This window comes from Streptomyces sp. SID12501 (genome assembly GCF_010550245.1).
Taxonomy (GTDB): Bacteria; Actinomycetota; Actinomycetes; order Streptomycetales; family Streptomycetaceae; genus Streptomyces.
On sequence record NZ_JAAGLU010000024.1, the window covers coordinates 1 to 25534 of the forward strand.

Below are 25534 nucleotides of genomic sequence, written 5' to 3' on the forward strand. Positions count from 1 at the left end.
GTTTCGGTGGTCATAGCGTGAGGGAAACGCCCGGTTACATTCCGAACCCGGAAGCTAAGCCTCACAGCGCCGATGGTACTGCAGGGGGGACCCTGTGGGAGAGTAGGACACCGCCGAACAAATATTGAAAGGGTTGGATCCTGAACTTCGGTTCGGGGTCCAACCCTTTTTTGTTGTGCGTCACTTGGCGTTCACGTCTCGCGCCCAACATCCAGAGCATGAGTACTGCTGCAATGCTCAGGGCCGCCGGCGTCGGAGTCGGTGACGAGGTCGTCGTGTCGGCCTTCGGGAACGTGGAAGTCGCCGAGGCCGTGATCCTGGCCGGTGCGCTGCCTGTGTTCGCCGACATAGATCCGGTGACGTACTGCCTGGAGGTGTCAGGTGTCGAGGCGGCCGTAACTCCTCGGACGGCGGCCGTCGTTGTCGTATACCGCTTCGGGCGGCCGGCCGACATGGGGAGGTTGATCGAGGTCGGGCAGCGGCGTGGGCTTCTGGTGTTGCAGCACGGGGAGTCCGAGGCGCCGTACGACGAGATCGCTCAGCGGCGGCAGCGTGCGGCGTTCCTCGATCTCAAGCTGAGGGGTGTGCGGACGCCCGACGACGGGGACGGCCACACCTACCAGCAGTACGTCGTGCGGGTGCCCGGCAATGGGCGGCCCGATCGGGATGCCTTCGCTCGGGCCTTGCGGGCCAGGGGAGTTGACTGCCGGGTGCCGGTGAAGGCGCCCGTGCATCGGATGCCCGCGTTCCGGTGCTGTGTCTCGCTGCCCGAGACCGAGCTGGCTGTCGACGAGACGCTTGCGCTGCCGGTGGACGCCTCGTTGACCAAGAAGGACATGCAGCGGATCGTGTCCGCGTGCAACTCGCTCGGGGGGCTGTTGCAGCCCGTGTTCTGATCGTGCGGGAGTAGTTGGGAGCACGGGTCTGTTCGGGGTATGATCTCTTTCGTTGCCGCGAGGGAAACCTCGAGAGGTAACTGGCCCCCCTAGCTCAGTCGGTAGAGCGTCTCCATGGTAAGGAGAAGGTCAACGGTTCGATTCCGTTGGGGGGCTCCATATAGCAGAAGGCCCCGCCCAATTGGGCGGGGCCTTCTGCATGCCCGTCGTCAGTTCTTCGGGAGGCCCGGCACGCGCATCGCGAGGATCGCCATGTCGTCGGACGGGGCGTCGGAGGCGAAGCGTTCGACGGCGCGCATGATGCGGGCCGCCACCGCGCCGGCCGTCAGGCCCGTACACGTCCTCAGGACGTCCGTCAGGCCGTCGTCGCCCAGCATGCGGGTGCCCTCACGGCGTTCTGTGACGCCGTCAGTGACGCAGAGGAGGACGTCGCCGGGGTCGAGGGTGATCGTCTGCTCGTACAGCTCCAGGTCCTCCAGGACGCCCAGGAGGGGCTGGGGCTCCGCTGCCGGCTCCACCGTGCCGTCCTGGCGCAGGCGGAGCGGGAGGGGGTGGCCGGCGCAAACCACCTTCAGTACGGCGCTGCCGTCCTCCTGGGGCCACAACTCGCCGTACAGGAGGGTCAGGAAGCGACTGCGGGCGCCCTCGTCGAGGATCGCCGAGTTGAGGCGCTCCAGGACCGCCGGGCCCCCGAAGCCTTCCCTCGCCAGCAGGCGCAGCGCGTGGCGGGCCAGGCCCGTCACCGCCGCGGCCTCCGGGCCCGTGCCGCAGACGTCGCCGATGGCGAAGCCGTAGGCGCCGTCGCGGATGGGGAAGAGGTCGTAGAAGTCGCCGCCGACCTCGTTGCCCTCGCCGGCCGCGCGGTAGATGACCTCCACCTCCACGCCGTCGATCTCCGGCAACTCCGGTGGCAGGAGGCTGCGTTGGAGGGACTGGCTGATGGCGGTGCGTTCCGAGTAGAGGCGGGCGTTGTCCAGGGCCAGGGCGGCCCGGCGGCTCAGGTCCTCGGCCAGTTCCAGGATTTCCTGGCGGAAGTGTTCGTCCGTCGGCTTGCCGAGGGTGAGCATGCCGATCACGCGGTTCCGGGCGACCAGGGGGAGGACGACCGTCTCGCCGCCGACTGCCGCCGCCGTGGCGAGAGTCGTGCCGATGCCCGAGCCGACCGAGGTGGGCGTGTTGAGGCCCAGGCTGCGCATGGACGTACGCAGGGCCGCCTGGTGGGCCGCCGCCGCGGGGGCCGACCAGACGCGGGCGCCGGGGGTGGGGACCGGGTCCGGCGGGGCGATCTTCGACAGCAGGGCCTTGAGGCCGTCGATGCGGTCCTCGTCCTCGTGCAGGACGTACGAGAGGTACGGCTCCGAGGCCTGGTCGGCGATCGTGTAGACCGCGCACCAGGTCGCCAGGGTCGGGACCGTCATCTGGGCCATGAGGGCGAGGGTCTGGTCGCGGTCGAGTGTTCCGGCGAGGAGGTCGGAGGCCTCCACGAGGAAGCTGAGGGAACCTCGGCGCAGACGTTCCAGTTCACCGAGGCGGGCCGATTCCACCGCCAACGCGATGCGGTCCGCGGCGAATTGGAGGCGCAGTGCCTCTTCGTTGGTGAAGCGGCCGGGGGACTCGGCGGCGACGCCGAGGGAGCCGGTGAGGCGGCCTTCCACCTTCAGGGGGACGGTGACGACCGAGCGCATGCCCGTGCCGTTCAGCAGGGGGACGGCGCCGGGGACGGCCGAGAGGTCGTCGTGGACGGCCGGCATACGGGCCGAGCCGTAGCGGCCGGGGCCCGCCTCGACCGGGACGCGGGCGAAGCGCTGGCGGGCGGAGGGAAGGCCCGTCGAGGCCCGGACCTCCAGCTCCGTCTCGTCGTCCGTGGCGAGGAGCAGGAAGGCGGAGTCGGCGTCGAGCATGTCGCGGGCGCGCTCCACCGTGCGCTGGAGCAGCCCGTCGAGGTCGTCCGGAGCCGGGGAGCCGATGAACACCTCGAAGGGGTCGGCGTTCGGGCCCTCGGAGCTCGACGTCGTGTCGGACGAGCTGCCGCGCAACGGGGTCTGCAGGACCGCCCGTTCGTGGTCGCGTACGAGGAGGCAGACCGTCGAGGGCTCGCCGTCCGTGTCGCGGACGCGGAGGTGGGAGGCGTACACCGCGGTGACGCGGCCGTTGGCGCCCCTTATGCCGTAAGTGCCTTCCCAGCGGGAGAGTTGGAGGGCCTCGACGATGCCCGTGCTGGTGCCAGGAGTGTGCGGCCAGGCGGCGAGGTCGGTGAGGGGCTTGCCGATGACCGACTCGGGTGCGTAGCCGAAGAGTTCGTCGGCGTCCTCGTTCCATGCCGCGATGGATCCGACGCGGTCGATCTGGATCACCGCGACCCGGACCCGGCCGTCGGCCAGCGGAAGGAGGGCGGCGGGCAGGGCCGGGCCCGCGGAGCGGGTGCCCACCGCGCGTTCCGGGACGTCGAGTTGGAACCAGACCTGTTTCTGGGTGGACGTGTACTCGACGCCCCAGCGGCCGGCCAGGGCCGCGCACAGCTGGAGGCCACGGCCTCCCTCCCGGTCGGGGCTGCCGATGTTGACGGGTGACCCCTGGAGGGGGATCTCGCGCTCCGGGTAGCGGTCGGCCACCTCGATGCGGACGCCGTCGTCACTGCGTAGACACAGGACGTCCGCGGAGGTGCCCGCGTGGATCACCGCGTTGGTCACCAGTTCGCTGGTGAGGACCACGGCGTCGTCGATGATGTCCGCGAATCCCCAGCCCTGCAGGGTGTCGCGGACGAAGGAACGGGCGGTCGCTACCGATCGCCCGACGGGGTCGAAGGTGGCGGCCGCGCGCGCGGTGATCACAGAACTCCTCGTCCGGTTGTCGGCGTGCAGGGTGCCGGGGCCGACCCGTTCCTGCCGGGGCAGGGTCTGGTTCCCCGTCGGCCGGGGATCCTGGGGTGTTTCCCCGGGATGCAGTCCGGTGGTCATGGTGCGGTGCCCCTCCGATGCCTGCCCGCTCGTGGTCGTGCCACCGCCCAGACCGGACGGACCGGTGTGGCTGGACAGCCGTATGCCAGGTTACTTACCTTCGCGGTCCATGCGGATGCAGGTCTGCAGTGTTTACGTCCCCAGAGTGTGCGGACGGTGTGCGAAGCTGCCGAACTGTTATGGCCGGGTTCGGACAGGGTGAAACACTGGGCAGGCTCCAGGAGAAGGTCTAGGCACGGCTGGCAGTATCCGGGTACGCCCGAGTAATGGCGGCAGAGCACCCAGAGCAGTAACGGTCGACCCCTGCGGGAGGGACACAGTGGAGTCTGGCGCAGCGACGCGGGGCACTAAAACGCGCGCGAAAGGCGGACAACCCCTGAGTAACCGTCGTAAACCACGCAATGGAACGACAGAGGTCGACACGGCTTCCCTGGACCGGCTGCTGTCGGCTCTGGAGTCGATGCGTGACGGGAACTTCCGGAAACGCCTCACGGTGTCCGGCGACGGTGTCATGTCGGAGATCTCGGCGGTCTTCAACGAGGTGGCCGACCGCAATCTCCACTTGACGGGTGAATTGTCGCGTGTGCGGCGCATGGTGGGGCGCGAGGGGAAGCTGACCGAGCGGTTGGAAGCGGGCGCCAGCGAGGGCTCGTGGGCTGTGGCGATCGACGCCTCGAACGCGCTCGTCGACGATCTCGTACGCCCGGTCTCCGAGGTCGGCCGGGTGCTGAGCGCGGTCGCGGAGGGCGATCTGTCGCCCCGGATGGAGCTGCGGGCGCCGGCCGCGGACGGCAGTGGGCATCCGCTGCGCGGGGAGTTCCTCAAGGTCGGGCGCACGGTCAACAACCTGGTCGACCAGTTGTCGACATTCACCGACGAGGTCACGCGGGTGGCCAGCGAGGTCGGTACGGAGGGCAAGCTGGGCGGTCAGGCCCAGGTACGCGGGATGTCCGGTTCGTGGCGGGATCTCACGGACTCGGTCAACACCATGGCGTACCGGCTGACGGCGCAGGTGCGGGACATCGCGCTGGTGACGACGGCGGTTGCCAAGGGTGATCTGTCGCGGAAGGTCACGGTTCACGTGGCCGGCGAGATGCTTGAGCTGAAGAACACCGTCAACACGATGGTCGATCAGCTGTCGTCCTTCTCCTCCGAGGTGACGCGAGTCGCGCGCGAGGTGGGTACGGAGGGTGAACTCGGCGGCCAGGCGCAGGTGCCGGGTGTGGACGGTGTGTGGAAAGACCTCACCGATTCGGTGAATCTTATGGCCGGCAACCTGACGGCCCAGGTGCGCGGGATCGCGCAGGTGACGACCGCGGTCGCCAACGGTGATCTGTCGCAGAAGGTGACGGTTTCGGCGCGCGGTGAGGTTGCCCAGCTCGCCGAGACGATCAACCAGATGACCGAGACGCTGCGGACGTTCGCGGACGAGGTCACCCGGGTCGCCAACGAGGTCGGTGGCGAGGGGCGGCTCGGTGGGCAGGCGAACGTGCCGGGTGCGGCGGGTACGTGGAAGGACCTGACGGACTCCGTCAACACGGTCTTCCGGAATCTCACCACCCAGGTACGGGACATCGCCGCCGTGACGACCGCTGTGGCCAGCGGTGATCTGTCGCAGAAGGTCAGCGTCGAGGTCGCCGGCGAGATGCTGGAGCTGAAGAACACCGTCAACGGGATGGTCGACCAGCTGTCCGCGTTCGGCGCCGAGGTCACGCGGGTCGCGCGGGAGATCGGTGTCGAGGGCGAGCTGGGCGGCCAGGCCCAGGTGCCGGGTGCGGCGGGTACGTGGAAGGACCTGACGGACTCCGTCAACACGGCGTTCAGGAATCTCACCGGACAGGTGAGGAACATCGCCCAGGTGACGACCGCCGTGGCCAACGGTGATCTGTCGCAGAAGGTCACCGTCGATGTCTCCGGCGAAATGCTTCAGCTGAAGAACACCGTGAACACGATGGTGGACCAGCTGTCGAGCTTCGCCGACCAGGTGACGCGGATGGCCCGTGACGTGGGTACGGAGGGCCGCCTCGGCGGTCAGGCGCGCGTGGACGGCGTGTCCGGTACGTGGAAGGAACTCACCGACTCCGTCAACTTCATGGCCGGCAACCTGACCTCCCAGGTGAGGAACATCGCGCAGGTGACGACCGCGGTGGCCAACGGCGACCTGTCCCAGAAGATCGATGTCGACGCTCGCGGCGAGATCCTCGAGTTGAAGAACACGATCAACACGATGGTCGATCAGCTCTCGGCCTTCGCCGACCAGGTGACCCGGGTCGCCCGTGACGTGGGTACGGAGGGCCGGCTCGGCGGGCAGGCGCAGGTGCCCGGGGTCGCCGGTGTGTGGCGCGACCTCACCGACTCCGTGAACGGCATGGCCTCCAACCTGACCGGCCAGGTGCGCAACATCGCGCAGGTGGCGACCGCTGTGGCCCGCGGTGACCTGTCCCAGAAGATCACCGTGGACGCGCGCGGGGAGATCCTGGAGCTCAAGAACACCCTGAACACGATGGTCGACCAACTGTCGTCGTTCGCCCAGGAGGTCACGAGGGTGGCCCGTGAGGTGGGTACGGAGGGCATGCTCGGCGGTCAGGCCGAGGTGCAGGGTGTCTCCGGCACCTGGAAGGACCTCACGCAGTCCGTGAACTTCATGGCGAACAACCTGACCATCCAGGTGCGCAACATCGCCGAGGTCACGACCGCCGTCGCCAAGGGCGATCTGTCGAAGAAGATCACTGTTGACGCGAAGGGCGAGATCCTCGAACTCGTCACGACGGTCAACACCATGGTTGATCAACTGTCGTCGTTCGCCGAGCAGGTGACCCGGGTGGCCCGAGAGGTCGGCACGGAGGGCATCCTCGGCGGGCAGGCTCACGCGTCGGGCGTCACGGGCATCTGGAAGGACCTCACCGACAACGTCAACCTGATGGCCAACAACCTGACCGTCCAGGTGCGGAACATCTCCCAGGTCGCGGCGGCCGTCGCCAACGGCGACCTGACGCGGACGGTGACGATCGAGGCGCGCGGCGAGGTCGCGCAGCTCGCCGACACCTTCAACACCATGGTGAAGACGCTGAGTTCGTTCGCCGACCAGGTCACCAAGGTGGCCCGTGAGGTGGGTACGGACGGCATCCTGGGCGGGCAGGCGCGGGTGCCTGGTGTGTCCGGTACCTGGAAGGACCTCACCGAGTCGGTGAACGGGATGGCGTCCAACCTGACCGGCCAGGTGCGCAACATCGCCATGGTCACCACGGCCATCGCCAAGGGTGACCTGACGAAGAAGATCGACATTGACGCGCGCGGCGAGATCCTCGAGCTCAAGACGACGATCAACACCATGGTCGACCAGCTGTCGTCCTTCGCCGAGGAGGTCACCCGAGTCGCCCGCGAGGTGGGTACGGAGGGCCAGCTCGGTGGCCAGGCGCGCGTGCGGGACGTCGACGGCACCTGGCGCGACCTCACCGAGTCGGTGAACGAGATGGCCGGGAACCTGACCCGGCAGGTGCGTGCCATCGCGCGTGTGGCGACCGCCGTGACCCGTGGTGACCTCAACCTGAAGATCGACGTGGACGCCTCCGGCGAGATCCAGGAGCTTCAGGACTACATCAACAAGATGATCGCCAACCTGCGCGACACCACGATCGCCAACAAGGAACAGGACTGGCTCAAGGGCAACCTCGCCCGCATCTCCGCCCTGATGCAGGGCCGCCGGGACCTCGACGACGTCGCCTCGCTGATCATGAGCGAGCTGACGCCGGTCGTCACCGCCCAGCACGGCGCGTTCTTCCTGGCGATGCGGATGCTCGACGGCAAGGACCCGGGAAGCGCCCCGGACAACGCGTACGAACTGCGCATGCTCGGCTCGTACGGCTACTCCATGGGCTCCATGCCCACGTCGTTCCGGCCCGGTGAGGCGCTGGTCGGGACCGCCGCCGAGGAGAAGCGCACGATCCTTGTGGAGAACGCGCCGAGCGGTTATCTGAAGATCTCCTCCGGGCTCGGTGAGGCCCCGCCCGCGCAGGTGATCGTGCTGCCGCTGCTGTTCGAGGGCAAGGTGCTCGGTGTCATCGAACTGGCGTCGTTCACGCCGTTCACGCAGATCCAGAAGGACTTCCTCAACCAGATCGCCGAGATGATCGCGACCAGCGTCAACACCATCTCCGTCAACACCAAGACGGAGGTGCTGCTGAAGCAGTCGCAGGAGCTGACCGAGCAGTTGAGGGAGCGCTCGGCCGAGCTGGAGAACCGGCAGAAGGCGCTTCAGTCGTCCAACGCGGAGCTGGAGGAGAAGGCCGAGCTGTTGGCCCAGCAGAACCGCGACATCGAGGTCAAGAACACGGAGATCGAGGAGGCACGGCAGGTACTGGAGGAGCGCGCCGAGCAACTCGCCGTGTCGATGCGCTACAAGAGCGAGTTCCTCGCCAACATGTCGCACGAGCTGCGTACGCCGCTCAACTCGCTGCTGATCCTGGCCAAGCTGCTCGCCGACAACGCGGACACCAACCTGACCCCGAAGCAGGTCGAGTTCGCCGAGACGATCCACGGGGCGGGCTCGGACCTGCTCCAGCTGATCAACGACATCCTCGACCTGTCGAAGGTCGAGGCGGGCAAGATGGACGTCTCCCCGACGCGCATCGCGCTCGTGCAGCTCGTCGACTACGTGGAGGCGACCTTCCGGCCGCTGACCGCGGAGAAGCGCCTCGACTTCTCCGTACGGGTCTCGCCCGATCTGCCCGCCACGCTGCACACCGACGAGCAGCGGCTGCTCCAGGTGCTGCGCAACCTGCTGTCCAACGCGGTGAAGTTCACCGACACGGGAGCGGTCGAGCTGGTCATCCGGCCGGCCGGAGCCGAAGTCCCGGTGGCCATCCGGGAGCAGTTGCTGGAGGCGGGTTCGCTGCGGGACGCGGACGCCGACATGATCGCGTTCTCGGTGACCGACACGGGTATCGGTATCGCGGCCAGCAAGATGCGGGTGATCTTCGAGGCGTTCAAGCAGGCGGACGGCACGACCAGCCGCAAGTACGGCGGTACGGGGCTGGGCCTGTCCATCTCGCGGGAGATCGCACGGCTGCTCGGCGGTGAGATCCACGCGCAGAGCGAGCCGGGCCGTGGTTCGACGTTCACGCTGTATTTGCCGCTGCACCCGAGCGAACTGCCCCCGCAGGGCTACGCGCAGCTGGCGCCCTCTCTTGAGGTCGGCGAACTGCTGGCCTCCGAGGCCGAGCTGGCCGGGTCGGGCATCGAGACACCGGCCGAGGTGAAGTCGTACCACGAGGCGCAGAACGGGCCCGCCGCGCTCTTCAGGCGGCGCCGCAGGGGCGTGTCGGTGACCGAACTGAACGCGTCCTCCAGGGCCAACGGTCAGTGGGGGGCAGGGGAACAGGAGGCGCCGCAGCCGCCGCGCCGCAGCATCATGTTCGACGGCGAGAAGGTGCTGATCGTCGACGACGACATCCGCAACGTGTTCGCGCTGACGAGCGTCCTGGAGCAGCACGGGCTGTCGGTGCTGTACGCGGAGAACGGCCGGGAGGGCATCGAAGTCCTGGAACAGCACGACGATGTGACAGTCGTACTGATGGACATCATGATGCCCGAGATGGACGGGTACGCGACGACGACGGCGATCCGCAGGATGCCGCAGTTCGCCGGGCTGCCGATCATCGCGCTGACCGCCAAGGCGATGAAGGGCGACCGGGAGAAGGCGATCGAGTCGGGGGCCTCGGACTATGTGACCAAGCCCGTCGACCCCGATCACCTGCTGTCGGTGATGGAACAGTGGATGCGAGGCGAGTGACGGTTGAGCTGGGTGTTTCCGTCACGCGGACGGGAACCCTCGGTGTTCACGCGGAGTTGCTGACTCAGTGTGGCCGATGCCGTGTAGAAGTACGGGATTCGGGGAACCTTCTGGTCTCCCGCTACGTTTCTGCTACGTGCACAGTGACATCGCGGTGACAGGGTGTGGCGACGGGCAGGGTGCGGCTACCATGACCGGCACGAGGACGGGCGGCGCAAGGAAGCCGTCCCCTGGGGCGGCGCCGGGTGGTGCTGCCCCAAGTCCTGAGGACAGGGGAGGCCCCAAGCCGGGGCGAGGAGGGCGGGCCATGGTGCAGAAGGCCAAGATCCTCCTGGTCGATGACCGGCCGGAGAATCTGCTGGCGCTGGAGGCCATCCTCTCTGCGTTGGATCAGACACTGGTACGGGCATCGTCCGGGGAGGAAGCGCTCAAGGCACTTCTGACGGACGACTTCGCGGTCATTCTGCTGGACGTCCAGATGCCGGGTATGGACGGCTTCGAGACAGCCGCTCACATCAAGCGGCGGGAGCGGACCCGGGACATCCCGATCATCTTCCTCACCGCGATCAACCACGGTCCGCACCACACCTTCCGGGGTTACGCGGCGGGCGCGGTGGACTACATCTCCAAGCCGTTCGACCCGTGGGTGCTGCGGGCGAAGGTCTCGGTGTTTGTCGAGCTCTATATGAAGAACTGCCAACTCCGGGAGCAGGCGGCCCTGTTGCGGCTGCAGCTGGAAGGCGGTGGCGGCAAGGTGTCGGTCGGTGCGGCCAAGGAACCGGCGGGTCTGCTCGCCGAGCTGTCCGCGCGGCTCGCGGCCGTCGAGGAGCAGGCGGAGGCGCTGTCCAAACAGCTCGACGACGAGTCGGCGGACGCGGCGGCGGTGGCCACGGCAGCCCATCTCGAACGCAAACTGACCGGCCTGCGCCGGGCTCTGGACGCGCTCGAACCGGGCACCGGCAGCGGGGCACCCACGGTGCCGTCGCCGAACTGACCCACGTACCGGGCGCCACTTCCCGCACAGAAGTCACCCGTACACCGAGCGCAGTTGCGCGTGAGCACGCGTCAGTTCCGTGCTCACGCAACGGCGACACGAACGGGTGAAGCAGTAGGCACACGTGTCCGCGGGCGTCTCCCGGTAACCTCACACACATGGCCTCACGTCCTTCCGCAGCCAAGAAGCCGCCCGCGAAGAAGGCAGCCGTGCCCGGGAAGGCTCCGGCGAGGAAGGCCGCGGCGAAGAAGGCGCCCGCCAGGCGAGCGGCGGTGAAGAAGGCCGCGCCCCCTCCGGCACCCAGCCCCACCGGGGGCGTCTACAGACTCGTACGCGCCCTGTGGCTCGGCATCGCGCACGCCGTCGGTGCCGTGTTCCGCGGTATAGGGCAGGGCGCGAAGAACCTCGACCCGGCACACCGGAAGGACGGCGTGGCACTGCTGCTGCTCGCCCTCGCGCTGATCGTCGCCGCGGGCACCTGGTCCAACCTGCGCGGACCCGTCGGTGACCTCGTCGAGATGCTGGTCACCGGCGCGTTCGGCCGCCTCGACCTGCTCGTGCCGATACTGCTCGCGGTCATCGCCGTACGGTTCATCAGGCATCCCGAGAAGCCCGACGCCAACGGCCGGATCGTCATCGGTCTTTCGGCGCTCGTCATCGGTGTGCTCGGGCAGGTCCACATCGCGTGCGGCGCGCCCGCGCGCAGTGACGGCATGCAGGCCATAAGGGACGCCGGTGGGCTCATCGGCTGGGGCGCGGCGACCCCGCTGACATACACGATGGGCGACGTCCTCGCCGTACCGCTGCTGGTGCTGCTGACGGTCTTCGGGCTGCTCGTCGTCACCGCGACGCCCGTCAACGCGATTCCGCAGCGGCTGCGGCAGCTCGGGATCCGGCTCGGTATCCTCCGCGACCCCGAGGAGGACGGGCTCTCAGGGGACGACGAGCGGTACGACGACCAGTGGCGAGAGTCGCTGCCCGGGCGCCCCCGCAGGCGCGGGTCCGCCCCCGAGGAGTACGACCCGGACGGTGCCGAGCAGGAGGCGCTCTCCAAGCGCCGGAGCCGCCCCCGGCGCTCCGCGGTGCGCCAGCCCGACCCCGGGCGGCCGATGGACGCCGTGGACGTCGCCGCGGCCGCCGCTGCCGCGCTCGACGGGGCCGTCCTGCACGGCATGCCGCCCTCGCCGATCGTCGCCGACCTCACCCAGGGGGTGACTGGAGCCGGCGACCGCGAGGAGACGGCCCCGACGCGCACTCCCGTCCCGGGGGCACGCCCCAAGCAGGAGAAGCTCAGGGCGGAACCGGTCAAGGCGGGGGTCCCGGACCTCACGAAGGCGCCGCCGGAGACGATGCGCGACCTGCCGCCGCGCGCCGAGCAGCTCCAGCTCTCCGGGGACATCACCTACTCGTTGCCGTCCCTCGACCTGCTGGAACGCGGCGGCCCCGGCAAGACGCGCAGCGCGGCGAACGACGTGGTGGTGGCCTCCCTCACGAACGTCTTCATGGAGTTCAAGGTCGACGCCGCGGTCACCGGCTTCACCCGCGGTCCGACGGTCACGCGGTACGAGGTGGAACTGGGCCCCGCGGTGAAGGTCGAGCGGATCACCGCCCTCACCAAGAACATCGCGTACGCCGTCGCCAGCCCCGACGTACGGATCATCAGCCCGATCCCCGGCAAGTCGGCGGTCGGCATCGAGATCCCCAACACCGATCGAGAGATGGTCAACCTGGGGGACGTGCTCCGGCTGGCCGACGCGGCCGAGGACGACCACCCGATGCTGGTCGCGCTCGGCAAGGACGTCGAGGGCGGTTATGTGATGGCCAACCTCGCGAAGATGCCCCACCTGCTCGTCGCAGGTGCGACCGGTTCGGGCAAATCGTCCTGTATCAACTGCCTGATCACGTCGGTCATGGTCCGGGCGACTCCGGAAGACGTCCGGATGGTCCTCGTCGACCCCAAGCGTGTCGAGCTGACCGCGTACGAGGGCATCCCGCACCTGATCACGCCGATCATCACCAACCCGAAGCGGGCCGCGGAGGCGCTCCAGTGGGTCGTACGGGAGATGGATCTGCGGTACGACGATCTGGCCGCGTTCGGATACCGGCACATCGACGACTTCAACGAGGCCATCAGGAACGGCAAGGTCAAGCTGCCCGAGGGCAGTGAGCGCGAGCTTCACCCTTACCCGTATCTCCTGGTGATCGTCGACGAGCTCGCCGACCTGATGATGGTGGCCCCCAGGGATGTCGAGGACGCCATCGTGCGCATCACGCAGCTCGCGCGCGCGGCCGGCATCCACCTGGTCCTCGCCACGCAGCGGCCGTCCGTCGACGTGGTCACCGGGTTGATCAAGGCGAACGTGCCGTCGAGGCTCGCCTTCGCCACCTCCTCGCTGGCCGACTCGCGGGTCATCCTCGACCAGCCCGGAGCCGAGAAGCTGATCGGCAAGGGCGACGGACTGTTCCTGCCGATGGGCGCCAACAAGCCCACCCGTATGCAGGGTGCCTTCGTGACCGAGGACGAGGTCGCGGTGATCGTCCAGCACTGCAAGGACCAGATGGCGCCGGTCTTCCGGGACGACGTCACCGTGGGCACCAAGCAGAAGAAGGAGGTCGACGAGGAGATCGGCGACGATCTCGAACTGCTGTGCGCGGCGGCCGAACTCGTCGTCAGCAGCCAGTTCGGGTCCACGTCGATGCTCCAGCGCAAGCTGCGCGTCGGGTTCGCCAAGGCGGGACGGCTGATGGACCTCATGGAGACGCGGGGGATCGTCGGGCCGAGCGAGGGGTCCAAGGCACGTGACGTTCTTGTGAAGGCTGACGGGCTGGACGAGATGCTCGCGGTGATTCGTGGGCAGGCTGACTCCTAGGGAGTCGTCCGGTGTACGGGCGTCCGTGTGTGCGGCAACCGGGTGGTCGATCGTGACTCACTCGTAAGGGATCATTGGGCAACCGTTTCCCTTCCGCGTACGTCAAGTTGAGGGAGACGGCAGATCCTTGCCTCTCCATGACCTCGCCATCGGCGTGTCCTGGCCATTCCGATGGCGTACAAAGTCCGTCCGCCCGGTTGCCCCACTCTTTCCGAACCCCCCTAAACTGAACCTCCAGCACAGGTGGCTAAACGCTCGAAAGGCGCCCCCGTGTCCATCGGCAACTCTCCACAAGACGAGCGTCCGTTCGAAGAAGACCGCGACGATCGCGAGGAAGCAGCCCGCCCTTCGATCGGCCGCGCCCTCCAGCAGGCGCGCATCGCGGCAGGGCTGACCGTCGACGACGTCAGTTCCGCCACCCGGGTCCGGATCGCCATCGTGCACGCGATCGAACAGGACGACTTCGCCCCCTGCGGCGGAGACGTCTACGCGCGCGGGCACATCCGGACGATCGCCCGTGCCGTCCACCTCGACCCCGAACCGCTGCTCTCGCAGTTCGCCGACGCCCACGGCGGGCGTCCGGCGCCGACCCCCGCCGCGCCCATGTTCGAGGCGGAACGCATCCGCCCCGAGCGGCGCGGACCGAACTGGACCGCGGCGATGGTCGCCGCGATCGTCGCCGTGATCGGCTTCGTCGGCTTCACGCTGGTCAAGGGCGGTGACGAGGGCACACAGGCGCAGGTCGCCGAGGGCTCCACGCCCACGGCCAGCGCCCCGGCCTCCGCCACACCCAAGAAGGACAAGCCAGCCGACCCGAAGCCGGACCCGTCGGACAGCGCGATCGCGGCGGCGCCGCGCGACAAGGTGACCGTCCAGGTGAGCGCCGCGGACGGACGCAGCTGGATCTCCGCCAAGGACCACAACGGCCGCCTGCTCTTCGACGGCCTGCTCAAGCAGGGCCAGTCGCAGACCTTCCAGGACAACGAGGAGATCAACCTTGTCCTGGGCGACGCGGGCGCCATCCAGCTGTACGTGAACGGCAAGAAGATCGAGGACGAGTTCCAGCCGGGTGCCGTGGAGCGACTCACGTACACGAAGGGCGACCCCGAGGTCGGATAAGCGGCACTCCGCTTCTGGGGTTGATTGACAGGTACGGGGCTGGCCCAGGACGGGGCCAGCCCCGTCGACGTGGGGTGTCAGTGGGACGAAGTAGTCTTGAGTCCATGCCTGAACGCCGTACCGTCGCACTTGTCACCCTTGGCTGCGCCCGTAACGAGGTGGACTCGGAGGAGCTCGCAGGCCGCTTGGAGGCGGACGGCTGGCAACTCGTGGAGGACGCCGAGGACGCGGACGTCGCCGTCGTCAACACCTGTGGCTTCGTCGAGGCCGCCAAGAAGGACTCCGTCGACGCCCTTCTGGAGGCCAACGACCTCAAGGGGCACGGCAGAACCCAGGCCGTCGTGGCGGTGGGCTGCATGGCCGAGCGGTACGGCAAGGAACTCGCCGAGGCGCTCCCCGAGGCGGACGGCGTGCTCGGCTTCGACGACTACGCCGACATCTCGGACCGCCTCCGGACCATTCTGAACGGCGGTGTCCACGCCTCGCACACCCCGCGCGACCGGCGCAAGCTGCTGCCGATCAGTCCGGCGGAGCGGCAGGGCGCGGGTGCGGGAGTCGCCCTTCCGGGGCACGGTGCCGCCACGGACGCCGAAGCCGGGCCGGTCGCCGGGCCGGTGGAACCGGCTGAGGCTCCTGCCGATCTTCCCGAAGGCGTCGCTCCGGTCTCCGGCCCCCGTGCACCGCTGCGCCGGCGGCTCGACGGCGCGCCCGTCGCCTCGGTGAAGCTCGCCTCCGGCTGCGACCGGCGCTGCACCTTCTGCGCCATCCCGTCCTTCCGCGGCTCCTTCATCTCGCGCCGCCCGAGCGACGTACTGAACGAGACCAGGTGGCTCGCCGAGCAGGGCGTCAAGGAGGTCATGCTCGTCTCCGAGAACAACACCTCGTACGGCAAGGACCTGGGCGACATCCGGCTGCTGGAGTCGCTGCTGCCCGAGCTCGCGGACGTCGACGGCATCGAGCGCGTGCGGGTGAGCTACCTCCAGCCCGCCGAGATGCGCCCGGGGCTCATCGACGTACTGACCTCGACCCCGAAGGTCGCCCCCTACTTCGACCTCTCCTTCCAGCACTCCGCGCCCGACGTGCTGCGCGCGATGCGGCGCTTCGGTGACACCGACCGCTTCCTGGAGCTGCTCGACACCATCCGGGGCAAGGCGCCGCAGGCCGGCGTGCGGTCCAACTTCATCGTGGGCTTCCCCGGTGAGACGGAGGCCGACCTGGCGGAGCTGGAGCGGTTCCTGACCAACGCGCGTCTGGACGCCATCGGTGTCTTCGGGTACTCCGACGAGGACGGCACGGAAGCGGCGACGTACGACAACAAGCTCGACGAGGACGTGGTCGAGGCGCGGCTCGCCCGGGTGTCGCGGCTGGCCGAGGAACTGGTCTCGCAGCGCGCGGATGAGCGCGTCGGCGAGACGGTGCACGTGCTGGTCGAGTCGGTCGGCGGCGAGGACGGCGCGTACGGCCGTGGCGCGCACCAGGCGCCGGAGACCGACGGGCAGGTGCTGTTCACCAACTTCGAGGACTTCGCCGGTCTCACGAGCGGCGAAGAGCTGAGTGTCGGTCGTATGGTCGAGGCGAAAGTGGTCGGTACAGAAGGTGTCGACCTGCTGGCCGAGCTGCTCCCGGGCCCGGTTGGCTCGCTCGCGTGTTCGCATTCAGAGGAGGCGGCCAGATGACCGGAGTCCCGGCATCCGCAGCGGGCGGCTCCTCCGGCGCGCGGAACGCCAAGAGCGTGCCGGGTGCGGTGGCTGTGCCGGGCGCGATGGGTGCCACCGGGGCCGTCGGCCCCTCGGTCGCCCCCGGGGCCTTCGGCGCCGCTGTGGTTTCCGGGGTGTCCGAGCCTCTTGTCGACTCCCTGGATTCTGGCGATCAGGAGGGCGGGAAGGCGGTGCGTGGCGGGAAGTTGGGCGCCGCGGCCGTCAATCAGGCCAGCCTCTGGAACATCGCGAACATTCTTACGATGATCCGCCTGCTGCTTGTGCCGGGCTTCGTGGCCCTGATGCTGGCCGAAGGCGGGTACGATCCGGCATGGCGCTCGTTCGCCTGGGCGGCCTTCGCCGTCGCCATGATCACCGACATCTTCGACGGTCATCTGGCGCGTACGTACGACCTTGTCACCGACTTCGGGAAGATCGCCGACCCCATCGCCGACAAGGCGATCATGGGGTCGGCGCTGATCTGTCTCTCCGCACTCGGTGATCTGCCATGGTGGGTGACCGGAGTGGTCCTCGGGCGTGAGCTCGGGATCACTTTGCTGCGCTTCGTGGTGATCCGCTACGGCGTGATCCCCGCGAGCCGCGGCGGCAAGCTCAAGACGCTCACGCAGGGCGTGGCCGTCGGGATGTACGTGCTGGTGCTGACGGGACCGCTGGCGACGCTGAGGTTCTGGGTGATGGCCGCGGCGGTGGTGCTGACCGTGGTGACCGGGCTCGACTATGTAAGACAGGCCATTGTGCTGCGCCGCCAGGGAATCACCGACCGCGAGGCCGCGTCCATGGAGGCGGAACGGTGAGTTCCGTGGCCGCCGACGTGGTGAGACTACTGACAGTGAGGGGTGAGACGCTCGCTGTCGCGGAGTCCCTCACGGGTGGTCTGGTCGCGGCGGAGATCACATCGGTGCCCGGGGCCTCCAAGGCGTTCCGGGGCGCGGTGACGGCGTACGCGACCGAACTGAAGCACCAGGTGCTGGGTGTCGACGCAGCCCTGCTGGCCACCCGAGGAGCAGTGGATCCGCAGGTCGCGGCCCAGATGGCGGCCGGCGCCCGCAGGGTTCTCGGCGCCGACTGGGGTATCGCGACGACCGGTGTCGCCGGCCCGGAACCGCAGGACGGGCAGTCCGTCGGAACGGTTTTCGTGGCCGTGGCCGGCCCTCGCGCAGCGGATTCCGGTTTCGAAGGTGGCGGAAAAGTGGCGTCGCTGCGGTTGAACGGCTCCCGGGCGGAAATTCGTAAGGAGAGTGTACGGAGCGTACTCGCACTCCTCCTGGAGGAGATCGCGGGCGAACAGACCGGAAACGAGCGGGCACAGGATACGGAACAGAACGGGGGGACCTGATGTTTGCAGCCCTGAGTGAACACGACATCGCTCCCCGCACGGCCGCGGCGCAAGGCGGTACGGTGGGGCGTGAAGGATGCGGCTACACGGTCCGAGGAGGGAGCCACCGATGATTCTGCTCCGTCGCCTGTTGGGTGACGTGCTGCGTCGGCAGCGCCAGCGCCAGGGCCGTACTCTGCGCGAAGTCTCCTCGTCCGCCCGAGTCTCACTCGGCTATCTCTCCGAGGTGGAGCGGGGGCAGAAGGAGGCATCCTCCGAGCTGCTGTCCGCGATCTGCGACGCGCTGGACGTACGGATGTCCGAGCTCATGCGGGAAGTGAGCGACGATCTCGCTCTCGCCGAGCTGGCCCAGTCTGCTGCGGCCAACGAACCTGTACCCACACCGGTGCGTCCCAGGCTGGGTTCCGTGTCGGTGGCCGGTGTGCCACCGGAACGGGTGACCATCAAGGCGCCCGCCGAAGCGGTGGACGTCGTCGCCGCCTGAGGTGCGCGAACAGTACGAGCAGTGAGTGTGTGAGAGCCCCGGCCGGGGCTTCTCCGGGGAGACCCGGAGGAGCGGTCGGGGTTTTTCGCGTTGTGCACACGCCCTGGGCACCTGCCTGCGCACTCTCGTGGGCCGTCCATGGGTGCGTTTGCCGGTGGGGCGTGGGGCGGTCATGGTGGGGAGGAGGCGGGCGCGTGCGGGTTTCCCGGGTGTCCGTCCTTGGGAAAGCGGTGCGCCTCTGTGCCGGTGATGCGCCCTGTGTGCGGGAGAGCGTCGCGTTCTAGCGTGGGGCTGGAGGTGGGCCATGGCGGTACGTATAGCTCGCTGGGGGGCGCTTCTGGGGCTTGGAGCCGTGTGGTGGTGGGCCGTCCTGCGGCTCGCGCTGGCACCCGGTGCGGGGGTGCTGGAGGGGACGGTCGCGGCCGGGGGGTGGGGGCTGAGTCTGCTGCCGGTGCACTGTGTACCGAAGGCTCGGGCGGCGCGGGTCATGGGGGTCACGGGGGCGGTGCGGGGGCGCATCGGTGCGGGTGTCGGTGCGAGTGACGGTGACGGCGGCGGTCGCGGGTCTACCAGGGCATCGCCACGCCGCCGTTCGGGCGGAGGATCTGGCCCGTCGTGAACGCCGACGCGTCGGACGCCAGGTGCAGCACCGCGTGGGCGACCTCCTCCGGTTCGCCGACCCGGCCCAGCGGGGCCATCCGGGCCATCAGCGCCTCGGTGTGGGCCTGAGCCTCGCCGTCGTGGCGGTCGGTCATCGGTGTACGGATCCAGCCCGGCGCGACCGCGTTGACGCGGATGCCGTGGCGGCCGATCTCGGCGGCCAGCGTCTTCGTCAGCTGGACGACGGCTGCCTTCGCGACGCCATAGCAGAGCAGGCCGGGGTTGCCGGTGTCGACGGCGCCCGAGGCCATGGTGATGATGCTGCCCCTGGTGTTCCCGGAGATCATCAGGCGGGCCGCCTCCTGGCAGGCGTAGAGCACGCCCTTGAAGTTGATGCCCAGGACCCGGTCGAGATCCTCGTCGAGGGTCTCCAGTACGGGGCTGCTGTGCATGATCCCGGCGACCGCCGCCATGACGTCCAGCCGCTCGCACCCGGCCACGGCCTGCCGGACCTGGGCCCGGTCGGTGACGTCCAGGTGGTGGGTACGGGCCGTGCCGCCCATGCCCTTGATCAGCGTCGCCGTCTCGTGCAGTCCCTGTGCGTCGCGGTCGGCGCAGTGCACCAGGGCACCCGCCTCGGCGAGCAGTACGGCGGATGCGCGTCCGATGCCGCTGGCGGCCCCGGTGACGAATGCGGTGCGTCCGGTGAGGTCGTACGCCTGTACGGGCATGCTGGGACGGTACGAGGGTTTCTGACGGGTCGTCAATTGTTCCGGCACGGTTCGGTTCTGCGAGGCGCCGGCGTGAGGTTCCCGTTGTGGGGTGTGCGCGGTGTCAGTTGTACGGGAGTGGCTTCCGGTGTGCTCTGGGGGCGCCGGGGGTGGGGGTCGGGCCCGGTTGGCAGGTCGGGCACCAGTAGGTGAGGCGTTCGCGGGAGCCGTCGCCCTGGTTGGCGATGCGGACCGGCGTCTGGCAGCGCAGACAGGGGCGCGGTGCGCGGCCGTACACGAAGAGGTTCTGGCCGGGGCGGCCCGTCGTACTGCGGACCGGGCGGTCCCGGTTGGCTTCGAGGAGTTTCTTCGCGAGGGTGGGTAGCTTCGCGGTGCGGTCGGCGGGCAGGCCCCCGACGGGGAGCCACGGGGTGACGCCCAGGAGGAAGCACAGCTCGCTCTTGTACACGTTGCCGATGCCTGCGAGGTTGCGCTGGTCGAGCAGGGCTTCGCCCAGGGGGCGGGCGGGGTCCGTGAGGAGGTTGGCGAGAGCCTGGTCGGGGTCCCAGTCCGGGCCCAGGAGGTCGGGACCGAGATGGCCGACGGCCCGGTGTTCGTCGGTGGTGCGCAGGAGTTCGAGTACGGGGAGGCGGTAGCCGACGGCGGTGCGGTCCGCGGTGCCGAGGATCGCCCGGATCTGGTGCGACGGGCCGCCGCTCCAGCGCCGGCCGTTCTCGTACACCTTCCAGGAGCCGTCCATCCGCAGATGCGAATGCAGGGTCAGGCCGCCCTCGACGCGGGTGAGGAGGTGCTTGCCACGCGGGGTGACCTCCAGGACGGTGCGGCCGGTGAGGTCGGCCGTGGCGAACTTGGGCACACGGAGGTCGGAACGGGTCAGCACCTCGCCGGCGAGTGCGTTGTGCAGCCGCCTCGCGGCCTGCCAGACCGTGTCACCTTCGGGCATGGGTCCAGGGTGACATGTCGGGGTGGGACGGGGCCTTGAGCGGGCGAGCGAGTAGGCGACGGGCGAGCAGGTGGCAGGTGGCGGGAGGCAGGTGGTAGGTGATCAGGCGCGCAGGCGCAGTCCGCGGGGGGTCGCTATGAAGCCCGCTCCTTCCAGGAGGGTGCCGAAGGGGGAGGTCAGGGCTGAGGCGCCGTTGACTCGCTCCACCGTGACCGTGCCCAGGGAACCCGCGCGGGCCGCTGCGGCCAGGCCTTCCGATGCTGCGCGCAGACGCGGGTCATCGGTGGTCCGGCCGTCCGGTTCGGAGGGCCAGGCCAGCAGTGTCTTACCGCCGCGCTCCATGTAGAGCGTCAGCTCTCCGTCGACCAGTACCACCAGTGAACCGGCCTTGCGGCCCGGTTTGTGGCCGGCGCCGGTCGGAGGTTCGGGCCAGGGGAGCGCGGCACCGTACGCGTTCGCCGGATCGGCGGCGGCGAGGACGACGGCACGGGCGGCTTCGGAGGAGGAGGCCCGGGACAGGGCGTTTCCGGCGAAACCGTGCGTGTAGGCGTGTCTGTTCTGCGCGGCGGGGGCATGTGGGGACTCGGCACTGAAGTCGAGGTCGAAGTCCGCTGCGAAGTCGTGGCCAGTAGGGAACGCGACGTCGTGTGTGTCGGCCGTGCCGGTGCCGAAGGCCGGGGCGGGGCGGGAGTCGCCGCGGTCTCGGACGATCGCTGCTGCCCTGAGGCGGTCCACCGCGCCGTCCATGGCGAACTGGGCGGCGCCGAGGCCCTCCACCACGTAGCCGCGACGGGCCTGACCGCTGTCCTCGAATGCGGAGAGGATGCGGTACACGGCTGAGAAGCCGCCCTCGACACCCTCCGCCGAAACGGCTCCCCGCGTCACCACCCCGTGGCGGTCGAGCAGGGTGCGGGCCAGGGCATGGGCGCGGACGGTGGGGTCGGGCTCAGGTTCGGGGAGCAGGGACCAGCGGCCGGCCACGGTCGGCGGGCCACTGCGCGAGGCGGGGCGTGCGGCGGCCGTCAGCGAGCCGTACCTGCCGCGCGGGACGGCGCGCTTGGCCCGGTGTGCCGTCGATCCTGCCGTACGCCCTGAGCCGAGGAGGGAGCGCATCGGGGCGAGCGTGTCGTTCGTGAGCCGGCCCGACCAGGCCAGTTCCCAGACGGTGTCGGCCAGCTGAGGATCCGTGGCGTCCGGGTGCGTGGTGGCACGGACCTGGTCGGCGATCTGGCGGAAGAAGAGCCCGTAGCCCCCGGTGAGGGCGTCCAGGACGGACTGGTGGAGTGCGGTGGGTTCCAGTGGGTGGGGCGGTGGCAGGAGCAGTGGGGCCGTGTCCGCCAGGTACAGGGACACCCAGCCGTCCTTGCCGGGGAGGGCGCCCGCCCCGGCCCAGACGACTTCCCCGGCTGCCGTGAGTTCGTCGAGCATCGCGGGGGCGTAGTTCGACACCCGGGACGGCAGGACCAGCTTCTCCAGGGCCGACGCCGGCACGGAGGCGCCCTGCAACTGCTCGACCGCGCGCACCAGTCCGTCGACGCCACGCAGCCCGTGGCCCTTGCCGACGTGCTGCCACTGCGGCAGGAACTGAGCGAGCGCCGCGGGCGGCACCGGCTCCAGTTCGTGCCGCAGCGCGGCCAGGGAGCGGCGCCGGAGACGGCGCAGGACCGCCGCGTCGCACCACTCCTGGCCGATGCCGGCCGGGTGGAACTCCCCTTGTACGACACGGCTGCCGGCCGCCAGACGCCGAAGCGCGCCCTCGGTGACCGCCACACCCAGGCCGAAACGGGCTGCCGCCGTGGCCGAGGTGAACGGGCCGTGGGTGCGGGCGTGGCGGGCGAGGAGGTCGCCCAGCGGGTCCTTGACCGGCTCGGTGAAGGCCTCCGGGACGCCGACAGGCAGTGCTGTGCCGAGCGCGTCGCGCAGGCGGCCCGCGTCCTCGATCGCCGCCCAGTGGTCGGCGCCGCCGATGCGGACCCGGATCGAGCGGCGGGCGCCGGCCAGCTCCCGGGCCCACTGCGGATCGGCGCCGCGCTCGGCCAGCTCGGCGTCGGTGAGCGGGCCGAGCAGGCGCAGCAGGTCCGCGACGCTTTCGGCGTCCTTCGCGCGGCGGTCCTCGGTGAGCCACTGGAGTTCCCGCTCCAGTTCGGTCAGGACCTCGGCGTCGAGCAGTTCGCGCAGCTCGGCCTGGCCCAGCAGCTCGGCCAGCAGCCGGGAGTCCAGCGACAGGGCGGCGGCGCGCCGCTCGGCCAGCGGCGAGTCGCCCTCGTACAGGAACTGCGCGACGTACCCGAAGAGGAGGGAGCGGGCGAAGGGGGAGGGCTCCGGGGTGGTGATCTCGACCAGGCGCACCTTGCGGGACTCGATGTCGCCCATCAACTCCACGAGCCCGGGGACGTCGAAGACGTCCTGGAGGCACTCGCGGACCGCTTCGAGAACGATGGGGAACGAACCGAACTCGCTTGCCACCTGGAGCAGTTGGGAGGCCCGCTGACGCTGCTGCCACAGCGGGGTGCGCTTGCCGGGGCTGCGGCGCGGGAGCAGCAGGGCGCGCGCGGCGCACTCGCGGAAGCGGGCCGCGAACAGGGCCGAGCCGCCCACCTGGTCGGTGACGATCTGGTTGACCTCGCCCTTGTCGAAGGCGATGTCGGCGGCGCCTACGGGAGCTTTCTCGGCGTCGTACTCCAGGCCGGTCTTCACCGGCTCCTGGTCGAGCAGGTCCAGGCTCATCAGATCGGCGTCCGGGAGGCGCAGCACGATGCCGTCGTCGGCGTGCATGACCTGGGCGTCCATGCCGTACCGCTCGGAGAGGCGGGCGCTGAGCGCGAGCGCCCACGGGGCGTGGACCTGGGCACCGAAGGGGGAGTGGACGACGACCCGCCAGTCGCCGAGTTCGTCGCGGAACTGCTCCACGACGATGGTCCGGTCGTCCGGGATGTGGCCGCAGGCCTCGCGCTGTTCGGCCAGGTAGGAGAGCACATTGCCGGCGGCCCAGGTGTCGAGGCCGGCGGCGAGGAGGCGGAGGCGGGCGTCCTCCTCGGGCAGGGAACCGACCTCGCGCAGGAACGCGCCCACCGCACGGCCAAGTTCGAGCGGGCGGCCCAGTTGGTCGCCCTTCCAGAAGGGGAGGCGGCCCGGTACCCCGGGAGCGGGGGAGACCAGGACACGGTCGCGGGTGATGTCCTCGATGCGCCAGGAGCTCGTACCGAGGGTGAAGACGTCCCCCACGCGGGACTCGTACACCATCTCCTCGTCCAGCTCGCCGACCCTGCCACCGCCCTTCTTGGGGTCGGCGCCGGCGAGGAAGACCCCGAAGAGCCCGCGGTCGGGAATCGTGCCCCCGGAGGTGACGGCGAGCCGCTGCGCGCCCGGGCGGCCGGTCACGGTGCCGGCGACGCGGTCCCACACCACGCGTGGGCGCAACTCCGCGAACGCGTCGGACGGATAGCGGCCCGCGAGCATGTCGAGGACCGCGGTGAACGCCGACTCCGGGAGGGAGGCGAAGGGCGCCGCTCGGCGGACCGTGGCCAGCAGGTCGTCGACCTGCCAGGTGTCCAGCGCGACCATCGCGACGAGCTGCTGGGCGAGGACGTCAAGGGGGTTGGCGGGGACCCTCAGGGACTCGATGGAACCCGTACGCATACGCTCGGTGACCACGGCCGCCTGGACGAGGTCACCCCGGTACTTGGGGAAGACGACGCCTGTGGAGACCGCGCCCACCTGGTGCCCGGCGCGGCCGACGCGCTGCAGCCCGGAGGCCACGGACGGGGGTGACTCGACCTGGATGACCAGGTCCACGGCGCCCATGTCGATACCCAGTTCGAGACTGGAGGTGGCCACCACGGCGGGCAGCCGACCCGCTTTGAGGTCTTCCTCGACGAGCGCGCGCTGCTCCTTGGAGACCGATCCGTGGTGGGCCCGGGCGATGACCGGAGGGGCGCCCTGGGCCGCGCCCGAGCCGCCCATCAGCTCGGCGGGTGCGTGGTGTTCGGCGAGGGGCTCGCCGGTGGCCCGCTCGTACGCGATCTCGTTGAGCCGGTTGCACAGGCGCTCCGCGAGGCGGCGGGAGTTGGCGAACACGATCGTCGAGCGGTGCGCCTGGACGAGATCGGCGATCCGCTCCTCGACGTGCGGCCAGATGGACGGCCGTTCGGCCCCCTCGTTCGCGTCGGCGACCGGGGAGCCGCCCAGTTCGCCCAGGTCCTCCACCGGGACGACGACCGAGAGGTCGAACTCCTTGTCGGACTTGGGCTGGACGATCTCCACCTTGCGCTGGGGGGAGAGGTAACGCGCGATCTCGTCGACCGGGCGGACGGTCGCGGAGAGGCCGATGCGCCGGGCGGGCCTCGGCAGCAGTTCGTCGAGCCGCTCCAGCGAGAGCGCGAGATGTGCGCCGCGTTTGGTGCCCGCGACCGCGTGCACCTCGTCCAGGATCACCGTCTCCACGCCCGTCAGCGCGTCGCGCGTGGCCGACGTGAGCATCAGGAACAGTGACTCCGGGGTGGTGATCAGGATGTCCGGCGGGCGGGTGGCCAGGGCGCGGCGCTCGGCGGGCGGGGTGTCGCCGGAGCGGATGCCCACCTTGACCTCGGGCTCGGGCAGACCCAGGCGTACTGATTCCTGGCGGATGCCCGTGAGAGGGCTGCGCAGGTTGCGTTCCACGTCGACCGCGAGGGCCTTGAGCGGTGACACGTAGAGCACGCGGCAGCGTTTGTGGGGGTCGGCCGGCGGGGGTGCCGAGGTGAGCTGGTCGAGGGCGGCGAGGAACGCGGCCAGGGTCTTGCCGGAGCCGGTCGGGGCGACCACCAGCACGTCCGAGCCCTCGCCGATGGCCGCCCACGCGCCGGCCTGGGCCGCGGTGGGCGCGGAGAAGGCCCCCGTGAACCAGTCGCGGGTCGCGGGGGAGAAGCCGTCGAGGGCTCGGTGTGCGGAGCTGACCATGCGTCCATCCTGCACCCCGGCACTGACAATTGCCCTGACCTGCGAGTTCGCCTCCGGCGGTGGGGCGGTTGGGCGGGGTGGTGGCGAGCCGGTGTGGCTGTGTGCGGGCTGCCCGGCCGGTGGTCGTGCCTGCTGTCGCGTTGTGGGTCGGGGCCGC

The 25534-nt window shown here is 69.8% G+C and carries 14 protein-coding genes, 1 tRNA gene and 1 rRNA gene; 12 read left to right on the forward strand and 4 right to left on the reverse strand.

The features are described from left to right. Nucleotides 1-2 precede the first annotated feature (2 nt). The 3 genes from rrf (at nucleotide 3) to G3I71_RS27035 (ending at nucleotide 1055) form a co-directional block, all read left to right on the forward strand. A 5S ribosomal RNA gene (gene rrf / locus G3I71_RS27025) occupies nucleotides 3-119 on the forward strand. Nucleotides 120-233: 114 nt separating this feature from the next. Next, nucleotides 234-896 (forward strand): DegT/DnrJ/EryC1/StrS family aminotransferase, encoded by a 663-nt coding sequence (locus G3I71_RS27030; RefSeq protein WP_164318504.1) that lies wholly within the window; start codon nucleotides 234-236, stop codon nucleotides 894-896. Nucleotides 897-979: 83 nt separating this feature from the next. Beyond that, a tRNA-Thr gene (locus G3I71_RS27035) sits at nucleotides 980-1055 on the forward strand. A gap of 50 nt (nucleotides 1056-1105) precedes the next feature. Here G3I71_RS27035 and G3I71_RS27040 read toward each other — a convergent pair. Next, nucleotides 1106-3853, reverse strand: a complete 2748-nt coding sequence (locus tag G3I71_RS27040) for a SpoIIE family protein phosphatase (protein WP_164318254.1) — start codon at nucleotides 3851-3853, stop codon at nucleotides 1106-1108. Between the two features lie 319 nt (nucleotides 3854-4172). Here G3I71_RS27040 and G3I71_RS27050 point away from each other — a divergent pair, with 319 nt between their 5' ends. The 9 genes from G3I71_RS27050 to G3I71_RS51355 all read left to right on the forward strand — a co-directional run bounded on the left by G3I71_RS27050 (nucleotide 4173) and on the right by G3I71_RS51355 (nucleotide 18784). Beyond that, nucleotides 4173-9644: a HAMP domain-containing protein gene (locus G3I71_RS27050; protein WP_343243091.1), complete on the forward strand. Its 5472-nt coding sequence runs from the start codon at nucleotides 4173-4175 to the stop codon at nucleotides 9642-9644. A 307-nt stretch (nucleotides 9645-9951) separates the two neighbouring features. Next, the gene (locus tag G3I71_RS27055; protein WP_164318257.1) at nucleotides 9952-10638 is read left to right on the forward strand and encodes a two-component system response regulator; all 687 of its coding nucleotides are present in this window, start codon (nucleotides 9952-9954) and stop codon (nucleotides 10636-10638) included. 158 nt (nucleotides 10639-10796) lie between these two features. Beyond that, nucleotides 10797-13508, forward strand: a complete 2712-nt coding sequence (locus tag G3I71_RS27060; RefSeq protein WP_164318264.1) for a DNA translocase FtsK — start codon at nucleotides 10797-10799, stop codon at nucleotides 13506-13508. 270 nt (nucleotides 13509-13778) lie between these two features. Then, nucleotides 13779-14627, forward strand: a complete 849-nt coding sequence (locus G3I71_RS27065; RefSeq protein WP_164318265.1) for a RodZ domain-containing protein — start codon at nucleotides 13779-13781, stop codon at nucleotides 14625-14627. A 104-nt stretch (nucleotides 14628-14731) separates the two neighbouring features. Then, nucleotides 14732-16303: a 30S ribosomal protein S12 methylthiotransferase RimO gene (rimO, locus tag G3I71_RS27070; protein WP_164318267.1), complete on the forward strand. Its 1572-nt coding sequence runs from the start codon at nucleotides 14732-14734 to the stop codon at nucleotides 16301-16303. After that, nucleotides 16300-17139, forward strand: coding sequence for a CDP-diacylglycerol--glycerol-3-phosphate 3-phosphatidyltransferase (pgsA, locus tag G3I71_RS27075; RefSeq protein WP_164318270.1), 840 nt, complete (start codon nucleotides 16300-16302; stop codon nucleotides 17137-17139). The genes rimO and pgsA overlap by 4 nt, the downstream gene beginning before the upstream one ends. After that, complete coding sequence (locus G3I71_RS27080; RefSeq protein ID WP_164318272.1) at nucleotides 17136-17681, forward strand: CinA family protein; 546 nt, start codon at nucleotides 17136-17138, stop codon at nucleotides 17679-17681. Before pgsA ends, G3I71_RS27080 begins: the two co-directional genes overlap by 4 nt. A gap of 109 nt (nucleotides 17682-17790) precedes the next feature. Further along, a complete protein-coding gene (locus tag G3I71_RS27085; RefSeq protein ID WP_164318274.1) occupies nucleotides 17791-18165 on the forward strand; it encodes a helix-turn-helix domain-containing protein in 375 nt (124 codons plus the stop codon). 304 nt (nucleotides 18166-18469) lie between these two features. Next, nucleotides 18470-18784 carry a hypothetical protein gene (locus G3I71_RS51355; RefSeq protein ID WP_239149386.1) on the forward strand — a complete coding sequence of 105 codons (315 nt, stop codon included), beginning with the start codon at nucleotides 18470-18472 and terminating at the stop codon, nucleotides 18782-18784. Here G3I71_RS51355 and G3I71_RS27090 read toward each other — a convergent pair. The 3 genes from G3I71_RS27090 to G3I71_RS27100 all read right to left on the reverse strand — a co-directional run bounded on the left by G3I71_RS27090 (nucleotide 18732) and on the right by G3I71_RS27100 (nucleotide 25377). Then, the gene (locus G3I71_RS27090; protein ID WP_164318276.1) at nucleotides 18732-19496 is read right to left on the reverse strand and encodes an SDR family NAD(P)-dependent oxidoreductase; all 765 of its coding nucleotides are present in this window, start codon (nucleotides 19494-19496) and stop codon (nucleotides 18732-18734) included. The two genes, G3I71_RS51355 and G3I71_RS27090, sit on opposite strands and share 53 nt — an antisense overlap. A 103-nt stretch (nucleotides 19497-19599) precedes the next feature. Beyond that, nucleotides 19600-20439, reverse strand: a complete 840-nt coding sequence (locus tag G3I71_RS27095) for an Fpg/Nei family DNA glycosylase (protein WP_164318278.1) — start codon at nucleotides 20437-20439, stop codon at nucleotides 19600-19602. Nucleotides 20440-20541: 102 nt separating this feature from the next. Then, a complete protein-coding gene (locus G3I71_RS27100) occupies nucleotides 20542-25377 on the reverse strand; it encodes an ATP-dependent helicase (protein ID WP_164318280.1) in 4836 nt (1611 codons plus the stop codon). Nucleotides 25378-25534: the final 157 nt, after the last annotated feature.